Genomic DNA, 15,306 nt, shown 5'->3' on the forward strand with positions numbered 1-15,306 from the left:
TTTCCGCTTAACACGACTCACACATCGCCTGCGGGAAACCGCAGGCAACCCTTGGTTTGTGGTAGTATTTACCGCTTTCCCGCAGGGTGTTGAAACTAAGGAACCAGGCTTCTCATGGGCGAACTGGCCAAAGAAATCCTCCCGGTCAATATTGAAGACGAACTCAGACAGTCTTACCTCGATTATGCGATGAGCGTAATCGTCGGACGCGCATTGCCGGATGTGCGCGACGGCTTGAAACCTGTGCATCGCCGTGTGCTTTATGCCATGAGCGAGCTGGGTAACGATTGGAACAAGCCTTATCTGAAATCCGCCCGTGTCGTGGGCGACGTAATCGGTAAATACCACCCTCACGGCGACTCTGCGGTATACGACACGATTGTACGTATGGCGCAGCCGTTCTCCCTTCGCTACATGTTGGTGAATGGTCAAGGTAACTTCGGTTCGGTTGACGGTGACTCCGCAGCCGCTATGCGATACACCGAAGTGCGCATGTTCAAATTGACCCACGAAATCCTGGCGGACCTGGATAAGGAAACCGTTGACTGGGTAGACAACTACGACGGGTCCCTGAAGATCCCGGCAGTCATGCCTACAAAGGTTCCGAACCTTCTGGTCAATGGCTCCAGTGGTATCGCGGTGGGGATGGCTACTAACATTCCGCCTCACAACCTGACCGAAGTGATCGATGGCTGCCTGGCACTGATCGAAAACAGTGAGCTGACTGTCGATCAACTGATGCAGTATATCCCGGGACCTGATTTCCCGACTGCAGGCATTATCAATGGCCGGGCAGGTATCATCGAGGCTTATCGCACAGGACGTGGCCGTATCTATGTACGTGCACGCGCTGACGTCGAGGATATCGACAAGTCAGGCACTCGCCAGCAGATCGTCATCACCGAGCTGCCTTATCAGCTGAACAAGGCTCGTCTGATCGAAAAGATTGCCGAGCTGGTGAAAGAACGCAAGATCGAAGGTATCACCGAACTGCGTGATGAGTCCGACAAGGATGGCATGCGTGTCGTAATTGAGTTGCGCCGCGGTGAAGTGGCTGAGGTCGTGCTGAACAATCTGTATGCACAAACCCAGCTGCAAACAGTGTTTGGTATCAATATCGTTGCGCTGGTGGATGGCCAGCCCAAGGTCCTTAACCTGAAGGACATGCTTGAGGCATTCATCCGTCACCGTCGCGAAGTGGTTACCCGCCGAACCATTTATGAGCTGCGTAAAGCGCGTGAGCGTGGTCATATTCTCGAAGGCCAAGCGGTAGCGCTGTCCAATATCGACCCGGTTATTGAACTGATCAGGTCCTCTCCAACCCCAGCTGAAGCCAAAGAGCGTCTCATTGCGACCGGCTGGGAGTCCAGTGCTGTCGAGGCGATGGTGGAACGCGCTGGTGCGGATTCTTGCCGGCCGGAGAACCTGGATCCGCAGTATGGTCTTCGTGATGGCAAATACTGGCTGTCTCCTGAGCAGGCGCAGGCCATCCTTGATCTGCGATTGCATCGTCTGACCGGCCTGGAGCATGAAAAGCTGCTGGCTGAATATCAGGAGATCCTGAAACAGATTGCAGAGCTGATCCGAATACTCAACAGCCCTGAGCGTCTCATGGAAGTCATCCGTGAGGAGCTTGAAAAGATCAAGACAGAGTTCGGTGATGCACGTCGTACTGAAATCGTCGCGTCTCAAGTCGATCTGACCATTGCTGACCTGATCACAGAAGAAGATCGTGTCGTCACCATTTCCCATGGCGGCTACGCCAAGTCCCAGCCCTTGCATGCCTATCAGGCTCAGCGCCGTGGTGGTCGCGGCCGTTCTGCCTCGGGCGTGAAGGAAGACGATTACATCGAGCATCTTCTTGTCGCCAATAGCCATACCACACTGCTGTTGTTCTCCAGCCTGGGTAAGGTGTACTGGAAAAAGACCTACGAAATTCCTGAGGCTTCTCGTGCTGCACGTGGTCGTCCGCTTGTAAATCTGCTGCCATTAGCTGAAGGCGAGCGTATCACTGCGATGTTGCCAGTAGATCTGGAGGCCGTGCGTCAACAGTCACCTGAGGATGAAGACCTGGGTGATCAGGACGATGTCGTTGAAGACGTGGTGCTTGAAGATGATGCTGAGGTCGATGAGGGCGCAGAAGGGGTTGAAGATAGCGGCAAGGATGAGCCTACCGGATCCTATATCTTCATGGCTACTGCTTACGGCACGGTCAAGAAAACCCCGCTGGTGCAGTTCAGTCGTCCTCGTAGCAATGGCCTGATTGCGCTGAAGCTGGAAGAGGGCGATAGCCTGATTGCAGCGGCCATTACCGATGGCGCCCAGGAGGTCATGCTGTTCTCTGACAACGGTAAGGTCATTCGCTTCAAGGAGCGTCATGTCCGCACGATGGGACGTACAGCCCGTGGTGTCCGCGGTATGCGTCTGGGTGATGGGCAGCATCTGATTTCCATGCTGATTCCAGAAGAGCAGGCGCAGATACTGACAGCCAGTCTGAATGGTTATGGCAAGCGTACTGCTATTGCTGAGTATCCGCAGCGTGGTCGTGGTGGTCAGGGCGTAATAGCCATGGTAACCAATGAGCGTAATGGCCCGCTGATTGGCGCTATTCAAGTCCTTGAAGGTGAGGAAATCATGTTGATTTCTGATCAGGGTACGCTGGTGCGTACACGGGTTGATGAGGTTTCCCTTCAAGGCCGCAACACGCAGGGTGTAACACTGATCAAGCTTGGCAAGGGCGAGAAGCTCGTAGGCCTTGAGCGTGTGCAGGAGCCCTCAGTTGACGACGAGTTGATCGAGCATGAGGGCGAGCTTGATGACGAGTTGCTTGAAAAGGAGCTTCCTGTCATTAGCGAAGAGCCAAGCGATGAGGATGTCCTGCCGGGCGCCAACGATGTTCCCTCTGATAACATGCCCAATGAGGACGATGAGTGATGAGCAAGCGAGCGTATAACTTCTGCGCTGGCCCGGCTGCGCTGCCGGAGGCGGTACTGAAACAAGCTCAGGCCGATCTGCTCGACTGGCAGGGGCGCGGCTTGTCTGTCATGGAGATGAGTCACCGTGGCGACGACTTCACTGCAATCAGCTCGAAAGCCGAGCAGGACTTGCGGGATTTGCTTGTAATCCCCGCTGATTACAAAGTGCTTTTCCTGCAGGGTGGGGCAAGTCTACAGTTCGCTCAGATTGCACTGAACCTGCTACCTGAAGGTGGAAAGGCTGATTACATCGATACAGGGATCTGGTCACGCAAGGCTATCGAGCAGGCGCAAAACTATGGCGCAGTGAATGTTGCCGCCAGCGCCAAGAAATACGATTACCTGGCTATCCCTGGGCAGAATGAGTGGCAGCTTTCCAAGGACGCGGCCTACGTTCATTACACGCCGAACGAAACCATTGGCGGCCTTGAGTACAACTGGATTCCTGAGACAGACGATGTTCCTCTAGTTGCTGATGCGTCCTCGAACCTACTGTCACGTCCTTTGGACGTGTCACGGTTTGGGTTGATTTATGCGGGCGCGCAGAAAAACATCGGACCCAGTGGGCTTGTAGTGGTGATCGTTCAGGAGGAGTTGCTGGGGCGGGCACGTTCCTCTTGTCCCAAGCTCCTTGATTATAAGGTCGAGGCAGACAACGGTTCGATGTACAACACGCCCGCCACGTTTTCCTGGTATCTGTCTGGCCTGGTGTTCCAGTGGCTGAAAGATCAGGGTGGACTACCTGCCATCGAGCGGATCAACCGTCAGAAGCAGGAGCTTCTGTATGGCTTCATCGATAGTAGTGAAATGTACATGAATCCGATTGCGGTAAATGATCGTTCCTGGATGAACGTGCCTTTCCGCCTGGCAGATGAGCGTCTGGACAAGACTTTCCTGTCGGGTGCCGAAGAGCGAGGCCTTCTATATCTTCAGGGGCATCGCTCGGTAGGTGGCATGCGCGCATCCATCTACAACGCTGTCAGTCTTGAGGCTGTGCAAGCACTGGTCGCCTATATGACAGAGTTTGAAAAGGGGCACGGTTAAACCATGGCGGAACAAGAGCTCAAGGCCCTGCGCCTCCGTATCGATAGCTTGGATGAACGGATTCAGGAACTCATCAGTGAGCGCGCCCGCTGCGCTCAGGATGTGGCTCGCGTGAAAATGCAGTCGCTAGGTGAGGGGGAAAGTCCGGTTTTCTATCGACCGGAGCGCGAAGCGCAGGTGCTCAAGCGGGTAATGGAGCGTAACCAGGGCCCGTTGGGTAATGAGGACGTGGCTCGTTTGTTTCGAGAGATCATGTCGTCGTGCCTTGCGCTTGAAGAGCCATTGAAGGTTGCCTATTTGGGGCCGGAAGGTACGTTTTCGCAGGCGGCTACGCTTAAGCATTTTGGTATGGCGGTAAAGACACGGCCAATGGCCGCTATCGACGAAGTCTTTCGTGAGGTGGCGGCTGGGGCCGTAAATTTTGGTGTGGTTCCTGTTGAGAACTCAACTGAAGGTGCCGTCAACCATACGCTTGATAGTTTCCTGGAGCATGATCTGGTTATCTGCGGCGAGGTGGAATTGCGTATCCACCATCATCTGCTTGTGGGTGAAACGACCAAGACAGATAGCATTTCGCGTGTTTACTCACACGCGCAGTCCCTGGCTCAGTGCCGTAAATGGCTAGACGCGTATTTCCCTAACATCGAACGAATCGCAGTTTCGAGCAATGCCGAGGCTGCGAAGCGGGTTAAAAGTGAATGGAATAGTGCGGCGATAGCAGGGGATATGGCGGCTTCCCTGTATGGTTTGTCAAAGCTGCATGAGAAAATCGAGGATCGTCCAGATAACTCCACGCGGTTTTTGATTATTGGAAATCAGGAGGTCCCACCTAGCGGCGATGACAAGACGTCTGTGATCGTGTCGACTCGCAATAAGCCGGGCGCCTTGCATGATTTGTTAATGCCGTTTCATGCCAACAACATTGACCTGACGCGCATCGAAACACGTCCATCCCGCAGTGGTAAGTGGACCTATGTTTTCTTTATAGACTTCGTCGGTCATCAGCATGATCCTCTCATCAAGGATGTGCTAGAAAAAATCAATGGCGATACGGTCGCCTTGAAAGTTTTAGGGTCGTATCCTAAAGCAGTGTTGTAACGCTCGAAAGCCACACCGTTAGGGTGTGGCTTTTTTATATTTGCTTTCTGTATCTGCAACGCATCCCGCATCATCAAAACTAATGACGCGTGAATGCTTCTTGCGCTGCGTTACATAGTAGTAGCGGGTGCGATTATTGTTCTCGACGATCCTGTCTGGCTTTCCCAGGGCGCTTTCGACATCCTCTTTCGTCATGCCCGCTATAACCTTTTTGTGGATGACCGCCGTTCTTCTTTCCGAGCCTGAAAGCACGTTTGGGCAGGCTCCTTCCTTAGCTCCCACAACTGCCAGCTCATGGTAGGTAGGCAATTGATCCTTTGAGGGGGAAGGCGAGGATAACGGTTGTGTCGATATCGGTGTTTTGGGTCCGTTGCCGCCAGGCTTGGGATTATCAGCGGTTTGGTGGCTGATCGTCTCGCCTTTAAGGCAACCATTTGCGGAAAAGCTGATATGGCCGTCTTCGCTTGCACATCGAAAGACCGTTGTGGCAGTAGCCGTATTTGAAAAAAACAACATTACCAAACATAGAAGTGTAACGGGATTACGGTACATAGCTGTCCTCCATGACATCTGTTCATAGCGTAGTGCGAGATGCGCCGTGCCGCTGTGATTGGCTCCGCAGATCAACGGCTAGGCTCGGTCAGGCATGAGCATTAGCTGCCAAATGATTGTTTTTAACTGTTTTACATCGCCGACTCAGCGCATGCAGTGCTATGATTCCGCTTGTCAGCCCCGCCGGGGCTCGTGGACCCTTTCCATGGACATACCCCGATCTAACAAACTTCGATCGCTGTTTCGTTTATTAAAGATTTAATTCCCGCAGCGCGCTCCGTTGCCGGGGATGGAGTGCGCTTATGAGTGAAGTGGAAGCAAGAAAGCCACAGGAAAGTCTGCAGGAGCGACTGGCTCAAGTCGTTGAGCTGCTCCATCAGTATCGTTTCGTTGAAGGTCCCGCTCACGACGAGCAGGTTGTGCAGCCTGATGAGGCGTTGCATGAAGAGGGGCTGTCCGAACTCCGTCGCCGCCTGGATGAACTGCATCCGGCCGATATTGCCTTTATCCTTGAGGCGCTTCCACTTCATGAGCGTCTGACCGTCTGGAGCCTGGTTAAGACCGAGCGTGACGGCGACATCCTTCTTGAGGTCTCCGACTCTGTTCGTGAAACACTGATTGCCGACATGGATGATCAGGAAATCCTTGCAGTGGCAGGACAGCTGGATGCTGATGAGCTGGCCGACCTGGCGCCTGACCTCCCTCGAGATGTTGTACATGAGCTTATGGAGGCTCTGGACGCCCAGCAGCGTGAGCGGGTGCGCTCAGCGCTTTCATATGAAGAGGATCAGGTTGGCGCACTGATGGACTTCGAGATGGTGACTATCCGCGACGATGTCACGCTTGAGGTTGTTCTGCGGTATTTGCGTCGCTTGAAGGAGCTGCCAGGCCATACGGATAAGCTGTTTGTTGTCGATTATGACGGCATATTGAAGGGCGTGCTTCCTGTGAAGCGGCTTTTGGTCAATGACCCGGAAAAGCAAGTCGCTGAGGTAATGGCTAACGACCCGGTAGCGTTTCATCCTGATAATGATGCCTACGAGGCCGCTCAAGCGTTTGAACGTTACGATCTAATTTCTGCGCCTGTCGTTGACAAGAATGGCAAATTGATAGGTCGTCTCACTATCGATGAAATGGTGGACTTGATTCGCGAGGAAAGTGAATCTGAGGTCCTCAACATGGCGGGTCTTCGTGAAGACGAAGATGTTTTTGCTTCTGTTTGGAAGTCGGTCGGCAATCGTTGGACCTGGCTTGCTACGAATCTGGTAACGGCGTTTGTTGCATCTCGTGTAATCGGGCTCTTTGAAGGCAGCATTGAAAAGTTAGTAGCGCTGGCCGCCTTGATGCCTATCGTTGCAGGTATTGGCGGTAATTCGGGTAATCAGACGATCACTATGATTGTGCGTGCTATCGCGCTGGGTCAGCTCAATGCCAGCAGCACCATGAGATTGTTGAGGAAAGAGCTAGGTGTTGCGCTCTTCAATGGATTGATTTGGGGTGGGGTAATTGGCCTGATTGCCTATTACCTTTATAACAGTTGGTCGTTAGGGGTCGTCATGACGGCTGCCATGACGTTGAATCTCTTGCTGGCCGCGTTCATGGGAGTATTGATTCCCATGACGTTACAACGGTTTGGGCGAGATCCCGCAATGGGGTCCAGCGTGCTGATTACAGCAATGACAGACAGCGGCGGCTTTTTCATCTTCCTTGGTCTTGCCACTATGTTCCTTCTGTAACTTCAAGCGAAAGGATCAGGGTGTATCCCTGATCCTTTAACAAATACTTTATTCCTGTGATGACTCGACGTCATTGGCAATCAGAGAGAGGAGGGCGTTTTGCTGGCGTCCAGAAAGTTGTCTGAAGCGCTGTAGCAGTTCCCGTTCATGAGCGCTTAGCTCTGGACTATCCATACGCATGCTCGGGTCTGTATCGATAGCGCCTTCTTGAATGAGACTCTGCTCCAGTCGAGCAATGATTTCAGAATTCATGCTGCGATGATGGTTGCGTGCAACTTCGGCGATACGTTCGCGCATTCCTTCGGGAAGACGGACGACGAATTTGTCAGCTGTGCGACTGGAGTACGATCTAATTGCCTGAGTCATGAGTACATTCATCTAAGTGGTCAAGGACGATGCCAACAAGGCTTTCATGAAGCTTGGGACAGCATTTGTTATTTGCTCTCAACGCCATTACTTGCGTGAGCTTATTGGCGTCAATTTAGTGACAATTTTCAAAAAAAGCAAAGTGGCTTCTCTCTAAATCAATGCTAATGAGAAGCTTAGCAATGATTTCTGGGAATAGCGGTCTTTAACGCTAGGTTTTACATAACGCATGACAAAGCGCGCTCTTGTCGTTAACATTCTGCTCTCGCACGACGTCATTTGGTCCCAGTAGCTCAATTGGATAGAGCATCCCCCTCCTAAGGGGAAGGTTGTGAGTTCGAACCTCGCCTGGGACACCATAAAACTTGCAATACCTCACGCTCTTCTACTCTTCACATCCTTGACTAACTCATAAACTGGACTTTATGGTCTTTTATATTATTGTGCGTTAACAGTTGTCCTTTCATTTTTATGGCAACTATTAATATGACTTCTAATATGACTTCTACCGTAAAGTGATATTAATAGTTAGCCGTCCTATAACCGATATATAAATATGTGATGGGGTTGGCAGACTGAAGGGGAACCTTTGGTGGGCATGAGAATCTATCGCTGGCGCTAGTATTAAGGGGTAACAAGATTCCTTAATTATAGTTATGTTATTCCGGTGCTCATTGGGCTGAGCGTGTTGGCCTCGATAACGATTCGAACAAGCAGAGCCCAGCAATGAACTTGTTTTACAGGCACGGCCAATTGAGTTGGCTGTGATGGTTTGTTCGTTATGTCGCGCCCATTCTTAATGAAGCCGCAATATTAAAGTTTATCTAGACAGCTTTGCTGAATATGGATCAACCCACTTGGGCTCTCTGAGAGGAAGCGTGAATGTCTTATTATCCCGTTCTGTTATCAATCGTTTTTGTTGTCCGTAATCAGTCTAGGGAGCTTGCAGAGTCATTGACTAATGCGGCGAGTATTATCGCCTCACTAGTGAGTGACTATGAGTTGATCATTGTTGACAACGCCTCTACCGATGACAGTGTAGCCATGTTAAAAGGGTTAACCAGCGAGAAGGGTTTGCCGAATCTTCAGGTGTATGCTCTGACCAAAGAGGTCGATACGGACACGGCTTGCTGGGTGGGTTTGGAAAATGCACTTGGCGATTATGTAGCGGTCATTGATCCACTGACGGACGATGTCGGGTTCTTGCCTGCAATGCTGGAAAAGGCAGCGGAAGGAAGTGATGTCGTATTTGCGGCCAATTCTCAAAAGCCTAAGCGTACCTTAGCCTACAAGGCCTGCTTCTCCAGCTTTAACTCTTTGTACAAGCGTCTAGGCGGCATCGACCTTGCAAACGATGCCCCTCAGTATCGCCTGTTGAGCAAGCGCGTAGTTAATTTTATTCTGCAACACCCTGTTCCTGCTTTGACCTATCGTCATTTGCCGGCAACAGCGGGCTTTGCTCAGACAAAGTTGACCTATAGCTCTACGCCCAAAGCGCCTCAGAACAAGCGTCTGGGAGACAGTATCGAGCGGGGAATCCGTCTTCTGATCTCTACAACGCGTGCCCCTATGCGACTGGTCAACGTTCTTTGCATGTTTGGTGCTGCAGCCAACCTTATCTACTCGGCATATGTCATCGCGGTTGGGCTTCTCAAGTCGGATGTTGCGCCAGGTTGGGTAACGCTATCCCTGCAACAGTCAGGCATGTTCTTTCTTCTGTCCCTCGTGCTGCTGGTGTTGGGCGAATACATCCTGCAAGTGGCTACCCGTACCAATGAAGGGCCGGCATACCATGTTGCTCAGGAGTTTACGAGCGCCATCATGACGCGACGCGAGAAACTCAACATTGAGGTCGTCAGTGACCCACAGCCGTCTACCGTGACTGCTGCTGCCTCTAATATGGCTTAAGGCATACATACATCATGCAGGATGCTATTGTCATTGGTGGCGGTTTCTACGGATCCATGATTGCCTTGTATTTGATGAAAGTACGAGGTTTCAAAGCTGTGACGTTGATTGAGCGAGAGGCGACTCTGCTCAATCGTGCGTCTTATAACAATCAGGCCCGTGTGCATAACGGCTATCATTATCCGCGTAGTTTCACGACTGCCTTCAGAAGTCGCGTCAACTTACCCCGCTTTATAAAAGATTATCCTGACGCTGTAGTCACAAACTTTACAAAGCTCTACGCCATAGCCCGTAATAACTCGAAAGTTACTGCCAAGCAGTTCGAGCGGTTTTGTCATGAAATTGGTGCAAAGCTTGAACCTGTACCTGCGTCAATGGAAAAGCTCTTTGAGCCACGGCTTATTGAGGCTGTTTATCTAACGGAAGAGTACGCGTTCAATTCTAGAGAATTGGCAGGAGAGGCGAGGCGCGAACTCGATGAAGTTGGAGTCGAGGTATTACTTAATACCAGGGTGAAATCTATTCATCGGCAGGGCAGTGACACGCTTTCGGTCACTTATGAGCAGGATGGAAAATCGGTAGAGCGCTCCACTCGGTTCATTTTTAACTGCACCTATAGTGGTCTGAATCAGTTTTCCGGCGACTTTCCGGGTACTCAGACCAAGTTGAAGCATGAGCTGACAGAAATGGCCTTGGTTGAGATGCCGGATGCGCTTAAAGGTCTAGGCGTTACGGTGATGGATGGGCCTTTCTTCTCCATGATGCCTTTCCCTGCGAGAGGGCTGCATACGCTATCCCATGTGCGATACACGCCGCATATGCAGTGGAACGACTCACCGGATCTCGACCCCTATCATCGCCTTGAGCACTATCACCGCGACACACGCGTTGATCGCATGATTCGAGATGTGGCGCGATACATGGCCCCTGTCGCCAATGTTCAGTACAGAGACTCGCTTTTTGAAGTCAAGACCATCCTCGTTAAGAACGAAGGGGATGACGGTCGTCCCATCCTTTTTGAGCAACACGCTCAACTGCCCAATTGTTACTCGGTTCTAGGCGGAAAAATCGATAACATTTTTGATGTTCTGGAGAAGCTAGATGCCGAACCCATCCACTGATGCAACAAGTTTTGCGGATGTTACCCCGGCTCGGACGGCCCGCTGGCTGGGAATTATTGCTCTACTCGCGTTTGCTTTCGTCAGTCATTTCACGCTAGGTCCAGGCAATATTGTCGATCCTTTCCATCAAGGAGAGTTTTTTGCCACTTTGCCTAACATGTTGCATGGCCAAGCAGGTGAGCATGCTTTTACTATTCATGGTGCACTCGATTATTTACCTGCCTGGATCGCCACTCACTTCAGCGGGCCGGATAATAACTTTCTCTATACCCAGGTTGCCTACGCACTGTGCAACCTAGGTGCGGCTTGGCTGTTTTACTTGATAGCGTCTTTATTTATTGAGCGTGGCGCTAGATATGAGTTGCTGACACTCGTTGCAGTGGCGGTGGTAGCCAGCCAACTGGTTGGTTACCGTGACCTGTGCTTGCTGCTTTCGATCTATTTATTCCTGCTGTGTTTGCGAGCCAATCGCTCCTCCGATTTTTTTGTTAAAGCGACTCTCTTGGGTATTGCTGCAGCATTCAACATGTTTTGGTCTTATGATCGGGGCATTACCGGCTTTGGGGCGATAGGGTTGGGCGTGCTTCTGGCCAGCTTTTACGATCGCCGTTTCATCTATGCCATGGCCATCTTTGTTGGGACGTTTCTTGTACTGTCCCTGATGACTGAGGTGTTTTCCCTTAGCGATTATCTACGGAACTTCGACTTTCTACTCAGTACATCCTCGCAATGGACGTATCACAGTCCACGCTTCATCATTCAGAGCGCGCTACTGACCGTACCGACAGTGCTGGCTTATTATGCACTGTTCAAAGCGCTGCCTAAGCCGTTCCATTTCGGCTCTGCGTTTGCCATTGCTGGAATGCTGGCTGTCCTGATGTTGGTTTTGTACAAGATCGCGACCAACCGTGCAGATTTCATCCATGTTCCGATGGGTATGTGGGCGCCTTTGCTCAGTTTCCTCTTCGCTTATGACCAGCTGCGTAAGACGGGCCGAAAGCAGGAATTTGTGCTGCTGAAAAAGCCCGTAGCCGCGGCGGTGGTTGGGTCTATGCTGCTTCTAGGGCTGATTGGTAAGAACCCGATGCCCTTTTTTGCAGTTCTGCTGGGTTTGGTACTCATTAACAGCAACCGCAAGCCCTTGGGGTATGTAGCCTTGGTAGGTCTCTCGGGGTTGCTGGCTGCCTTTACACTTTACAAATCGCCAGTCCCCAATGTTCTTGTAAACGGCTACAAGTGGCTACCCAATATGGCGTCGCCCCCTGAGAACTCTCTGCTGGTCTCTGACGGTGCGCGTTGGGCGGCCAGCCAGATCAAGGGGTCAGGATCGCAGTGTGTGTTTGATCTTTCCAATAACGGAATTATCAATGGCGTGACAGGTTTGCCCGCGTGTACGAAATACATTTATCCGGTGTATGCCACGCGCGTGTATGAGCAAGACATGATTTCGGATCTGAAAAAGTCAGACCCCTCTGTCGTGGTCTACTCCACAACGTTCTGGTCGTTCAATATCAACGACATATCAATGCACGACAAATTTCCTGAACTCAAAAAGTATCTGGATGAAAGGTATCCGTACGAAAAGTGCGAGTCGGAATATTGTCTTCGTTTTAAAAATACTCAGGGGTGATAGGAATGAGTTTGCCAGACGCGCTTATAGGATATAGCGGCTTTGTCGGTTCGACATTACTCAAGCAAAAAAACTTTGAGGGCCAGTTTCGCTCGACCAACATCTCTGAGGTAGGCGAAAAGGCTTATCACACGCTTGTATGCGCCGGTGCCCCCGCTCAGAAATGGATTGCGAATAAGGACCCCGAGGCTGACCGAGAGAAAATCGACGGTTTGATCGAACACTTGAAGCAGGTTAAATGCGAGACATTTGTTCTTATCAGTACTGTTGATGTATTCGGCTCGCCCGTTGGAGTCAATGAAGAAACGCCTGTTGTTGAAGAGGGCCTGCATGCGTATGGCTTGAATCGCAGACGCCTTGAGAAATTCGTAGAAAGTCATTTCCCCAATTACCTGATTGTTCGTTTGCCAGGTCTAGTCGGACCAGGACTTCGCAAGAACGTTATTTTTGACTTCCTGAACGATAATAATCTCTCGGTCATCGATAGCCGTGGGGTATTCCAGTTCTATCCCATGGTCAATCTCTGGTACGACATCCAGACTGCCCTGAAGGCTAATCTCAAACTGGTGCATTTTACTTCGGAGCCTGTCAGCGTCGCTGATATCGCTCGCTATGGCTTTGGCTTCGAGTTCACTAATGAATTAAGCAACACTCCAGCTTCGTATGATTTCCAATCCCTCCATGCTGAGGAGTTTGGCGGTGGTGCCGGCTATCAGTACAGCAAGCGTGAGACGCTTCAGGCAGTAAGGGCATATGCACAGTCCGAGCCGTTGAAAGCGAAGACTGCTTCGGAGGCTCATTGATGCGAGTCGCCATTTCCAACATCGCTTGGGATGTTTCCAATGACGAAGAAGTAGCGCAGCTGCTTTCCCGTTACGATGTAGATGCAGTCGATATAGCGCCCGGTAAATACTTTCCGCAGCCCAAGGATGCGACTGATGCAGAGATCCGGGCAGTCAAGCAGTGGTGGCAGTCCCGTGGTGTTTCGCTAACAGGCATGCAGTCCCTGTTATTCGGAACTACTGGATTAAATGTTTTTGGCTCCGCTGAGTCACAGCAGGCAATGCTGGATCACTTGGATGCCGTCTGCCGTATTGCGGCAGGCCTGGGCTCTACGCGTTTGGTATTTGGCTCTCCCAAGAACCGTGATCGCTCTGCAATTGCGGAGGAACAGGTAGATAGCGTAGCTATCCCTTTCTTCCGCCGCTTGGGTGATATTGCTGCTCGTCATGGTGTGCTGATATGCCTGGAGCCAAATCCCACCTGTTATGGGGCTAACTTCATGGTCAATAGTGTAGAGACTGCTCGTGTAGTTGAGGCAGTTGATCATGACTCTATCCGGATGCAACTCGATACCGGCGCCTTGGCGATCAATGACGAAAATCCTGAAGAGATCATTGCCCGCTTTGCACCTTTCATTGGGCATGTACATGCCAGTGAACCCAATCTGATTACGTTGGGTGATGGCGGTTCGAAGCATGCGCAGGTTGCCCAAGCATTGGCACAACACCTTCCCGATCATGTCGTGACTATCGAGATGCTCCCTGCCAAGGAAGAATCGAACATGGCATCTATCGAAAGAGCACTGGGCGTTGCTACACGGCTCTATCGAGATGGTGTGCAAGCAGGGGTAATGGCATGAAGTGGATGATCCTCATACTGGGCATCCTGTCCAATGCATCTGCCAGTGTCCTTGTAAAGATGGCCATGATGCCACCAAGAAAGTTTCCAAGTCTTTCCGATCCTATGGGAGCGTTAAGCAACTGGCCATTCTGGCTTGGGCTTTTTCTTTATGGATTGGCGTTTCTGCTGTATGCCGCTGCGCTTGCACGTTTGCCGCTGAATGTGGCGCATCCCGTTTTGACCGCTGGTGCCATAGCAACCGTGGCGATCATGTCGGCAGCGATATTCAAAGAACCTTTCCCATGGACGACCATTACCGGGATCATCATGGTAATCGCCGGTGTTGCGCTGATTACGGCCCGTGTAAGCTCATAATGTAGACATGACTATGACAGCAGATATTTCCGAACACATACGCACTTCCTGGCAAGTGCCTGCGTATGAAAAAACGATGTGGTTGGGCAAGCAGCACGCCACATGCATCATCATTCCCGTTATCAATGAAGGAAGCCGTATTGTCAGTTTGCTGACTCGGATGAAGGATCTGAACGTTGATCAAGCGTCGGATGTAATCATTATCGATGGCGGCAGCACAGACGGCTCATTGGAGCTGGAGCGCCTCAAGTCCAAGGGTGTTAGAGGCCTGTTGCTCAAAAAGGGACCTGGTAAGCTAAGTGCTCAGTTGCGTTGTGCCTACGCCTTTGCATTAGAGCAGGGCTACGAAGGCATCGTGACGATTGACGGGAACGACAAGGATGATCCTGAGGCTATCCCGCGGTTCATCAAGGCGTTGGAGGAGGGGGCAGACTTCGTGCAGGCGTCGCGCTTCCTGCAAGGCGGTGTTGCTGAAAACACGCCAAAGTCCCGTGATTTCGCTATTCGCTTCATTCATGCGCCTATGCTGAGCATGGCATCAGGCTTTCACTGGACCGATACGACCCAGGGGTTCCGGGCCTATAGTCGCAAAATGCTGTTGGATCCGCGTGTCGCTCCATTCCGTGATGTGTTCATGACCTATGAGCTGTTGGCTTACCTGTCCTATCGAGTGCCCAAGCTGGGTTATCGTTGTGTAGAGCTGCCTACCATCCGCCGCTACCCTAAAGGTGAAGTGCCCACCAAGATCAGTAGCGTGAGAGGAAATCTCTCTGTTCTTCAAGTTCTCTTCAAGGCGTGTACGGGACAGTACAACCCTTGAGGGACTATAAACACGGCGGCTTAGGCCGCCGTGTTTGTTTCGGCTAAAAATCCCTCCT

13 protein-coding genes and 1 tRNA gene are annotated in these 15,306 nt (G+C 51.4%); 12 read left to right on the forward strand and 2 right to left on the reverse strand.

The window, feature by feature from the left end; translation table 11 throughout:
• Positions 1–114 precede the first annotated feature (114 nt).
• The 3 genes from gyrA to pheA are packed head-to-tail and all read left to right on the forward strand — an operon-like array spanning position 115 to position 5,117.
• Positions 115–2,934, forward strand: coding sequence for a DNA gyrase subunit A (gene gyrA, locus GM154_RS20695; protein ID WP_219653219.1), 2,820 nt, complete (start codon positions 115–117; stop codon positions 2,932–2,934).
• Positions 2,934–4,019: a 3-phosphoserine/phosphohydroxythreonine transaminase gene (gene serC / locus GM154_RS20700; RefSeq protein ID WP_219653220.1), complete on the forward strand. Its 1,086-nt coding sequence runs from the start codon at positions 2,934–2,936 to the stop codon at positions 4,017–4,019. The genes gyrA and serC overlap by 1 nt, the downstream gene beginning before the upstream one ends.
• Before the next feature lie 3 nt (positions 4,020–4,022).
• Positions 4,023–5,117 carry a prephenate dehydratase gene (gene pheA, locus GM154_RS20705; RefSeq protein ID WP_219653221.1) on the forward strand — a complete coding sequence of 365 codons (1,095 nt, stop codon included), beginning with the start codon at positions 4,023–4,025 and terminating at the stop codon, positions 5,115–5,117.
• An 18-nt stretch (positions 5,118–5,135) separates the two neighbouring features.
• Here the strand turns inward: pheA and bamE are convergent, their stop codons facing one another.
• On the reverse strand, positions 5,136–5,669 hold the full coding sequence (bamE, locus tag GM154_RS20710) for an outer membrane protein assembly factor BamE (protein ID WP_219653222.1): 534 nt from the start codon (positions 5,667–5,669) through the stop codon (positions 5,136–5,138).
• Positions 5,670–5,971: 302 nt separating this feature from the next.
• Here bamE and mgtE point away from each other — a divergent pair, with 302 nt between their 5' ends.
• Positions 5,972–7,405 (forward strand): magnesium transporter, encoded by a 1,434-nt coding sequence (gene mgtE / locus GM154_RS20715; RefSeq protein WP_010797859.1) that lies wholly within the window; start codon positions 5,972–5,974, stop codon positions 7,403–7,405.
• Between the two features lie 48 nt (positions 7,406–7,453).
• Here mgtE and GM154_RS20720 read toward each other — a convergent pair whose 3' ends face one another.
• A complete protein-coding gene (locus GM154_RS20720; RefSeq protein ID WP_010797860.1) occupies positions 7,454–7,771 on the reverse strand; it encodes an Arc family DNA-binding protein in 318 nt (105 codons plus the stop codon).
• A gap of 282 nt (positions 7,772–8,053) precedes the next feature.
• Here GM154_RS20720 and GM154_RS20725 point away from each other — a divergent pair.
• The 8 genes from GM154_RS20725 (at position 8,054) to GM154_RS20760 (ending at position 15,248) form a co-directional block, all read left to right on the forward strand.
• Positions 8,054–8,130 (forward strand) — tRNA-Arg (locus tag GM154_RS20725).
• A 523-nt stretch (positions 8,131–8,653) separates the two neighbouring features.
• Positions 8,654–9,679 (forward strand): glycosyltransferase, encoded by a 1,026-nt coding sequence (locus GM154_RS20730; protein WP_219653223.1) that lies wholly within the window; start codon positions 8,654–8,656, stop codon positions 9,677–9,679.
• A gap of 14 nt (positions 9,680–9,693) precedes the next feature.
• Positions 9,694–10,800 (forward strand): FAD-dependent oxidoreductase, encoded by a 1,107-nt coding sequence (locus tag GM154_RS20735; protein ID WP_010797862.1) that lies wholly within the window; start codon positions 9,694–9,696, stop codon positions 10,798–10,800.
• A complete protein-coding gene (locus GM154_RS20740; protein WP_258019961.1) occupies positions 10,781–12,430 on the forward strand; it encodes a hypothetical protein in 1,650 nt (549 codons plus the stop codon). The genes GM154_RS20735 and GM154_RS20740 overlap by 20 nt, the downstream gene beginning before the upstream one ends.
• A 5-nt stretch (positions 12,431–12,435) precedes the next feature.
• The gene (locus GM154_RS20745; RefSeq protein WP_219653224.1) at positions 12,436–13,233 is read left to right on the forward strand and encodes a pyridine nucleotide transhydrogenase; all 798 of its coding nucleotides are present in this window, start codon (positions 12,436–12,438) and stop codon (positions 13,231–13,233) included.
• Positions 13,233–14,072: a sugar phosphate isomerase/epimerase gene (locus GM154_RS20750; protein ID WP_074827299.1), complete on the forward strand. Its 840-nt coding sequence runs from the start codon at positions 13,233–13,235 to the stop codon at positions 14,070–14,072. The genes GM154_RS20745 and GM154_RS20750 overlap by 1 nt, the downstream gene beginning before the upstream one ends.
• Positions 14,069–14,428 carry an EamA family transporter gene (locus GM154_RS20755; RefSeq protein WP_010797866.1) on the forward strand — a complete coding sequence of 120 codons (360 nt, stop codon included), beginning with the start codon at positions 14,069–14,071 and terminating at the stop codon, positions 14,426–14,428. Before GM154_RS20750 ends, GM154_RS20755 begins: the two co-directional genes overlap by 4 nt.
• A gap of 7 nt (positions 14,429–14,435) precedes the next feature.
• Positions 14,436–15,248, forward strand: a complete 813-nt coding sequence (locus GM154_RS20760; protein WP_230382325.1) for a glycosyltransferase family 2 protein — start codon at positions 14,436–14,438, stop codon at positions 15,246–15,248.
• Positions 15,249–15,306 lie beyond the last annotated feature (58 nt).

The organism is Pseudomonas sp. MAG002Y (assembly GCF_019400845.1).
GTDB classification, from domain to species: domain Bacteria; phylum Pseudomonadota; class Gammaproteobacteria; order Pseudomonadales; family Pseudomonadaceae; genus Chryseomonas; species Chryseomonas luteola.

What these genes read in the sequence shown, in the direction of transcription:
- GM154_RS20755 (WP_010797866.1), top strand. Translation starts at nt 14,069, where the DNA reads ATGAAGTGGATGATCCTCATACTGGGCATCCTGTCCAATGCATCTGCC.
- GM154_RS20740 (WP_258019961.1), top strand. Translation starts at nt 10,781, where the DNA reads ATGCCGAACCCATCCACTGATGCAACAAGTTTTGCGGATGTTACCCCG.
- GM154_RS20750 (WP_074827299.1), top strand. Translation starts at nt 13,233, where the DNA reads ATGCGAGTCGCCATTTCCAACATCGCTTGGGATGTTTCCAATGACGAA.
- mgtE (WP_010797859.1), top strand. Translation starts at nt 5,972, where the DNA reads ATGAGTGAAGTGGAAGCAAGAAAGCCACAGGAAAGTCTGCAGGAGCGA.
- GM154_RS20745 (WP_219653224.1), top strand. Translation starts at nt 12,436, where the DNA reads ATGAGTTTGCCAGACGCGCTTATAGGATATAGCGGCTTTGTCGGTTCG.
- bamE (WP_219653222.1), bottom strand. Translation starts at nt 5,669, where the DNA reads ATGTACCGTAATCCCGTTACACTTCTATGTTTGGTAATGTTGTTTTTT.
- GM154_RS20730 (WP_219653223.1), top strand. Translation starts at nt 8,654, where the DNA reads ATGTCTTATTATCCCGTTCTGTTATCAATCGTTTTTGTTGTCCGTAAT.
- GM154_RS20735 (WP_010797862.1), top strand. Translation starts at nt 9,694, where the DNA reads ATGCAGGATGCTATTGTCATTGGTGGCGGTTTCTACGGATCCATGATT.
- GM154_RS20720 (WP_010797860.1), bottom strand. Translation starts at nt 7,771, where the DNA reads ATGACTCAGGCAATTAGATCGTACTCCAGTCGCACAGCTGACAAATTC.
- pheA (WP_219653221.1), top strand. Translation starts at nt 4,023, where the DNA reads ATGGCGGAACAAGAGCTCAAGGCCCTGCGCCTCCGTATCGATAGCTTG.
- gyrA (WP_219653219.1), top strand. Translation starts at nt 115, where the DNA reads ATGGGCGAACTGGCCAAAGAAATCCTCCCGGTCAATATTGAAGACGAA.
- serC (WP_219653220.1), top strand. Translation starts at nt 2,934, where the DNA reads ATGAGCAAGCGAGCGTATAACTTCTGCGCTGGCCCGGCTGCGCTGCCG.
- GM154_RS20760 (WP_230382325.1), top strand. Translation starts at nt 14,436, where the DNA reads ATGACTATGACAGCAGATATTTCCGAACACATACGCACTTCCTGGCAA.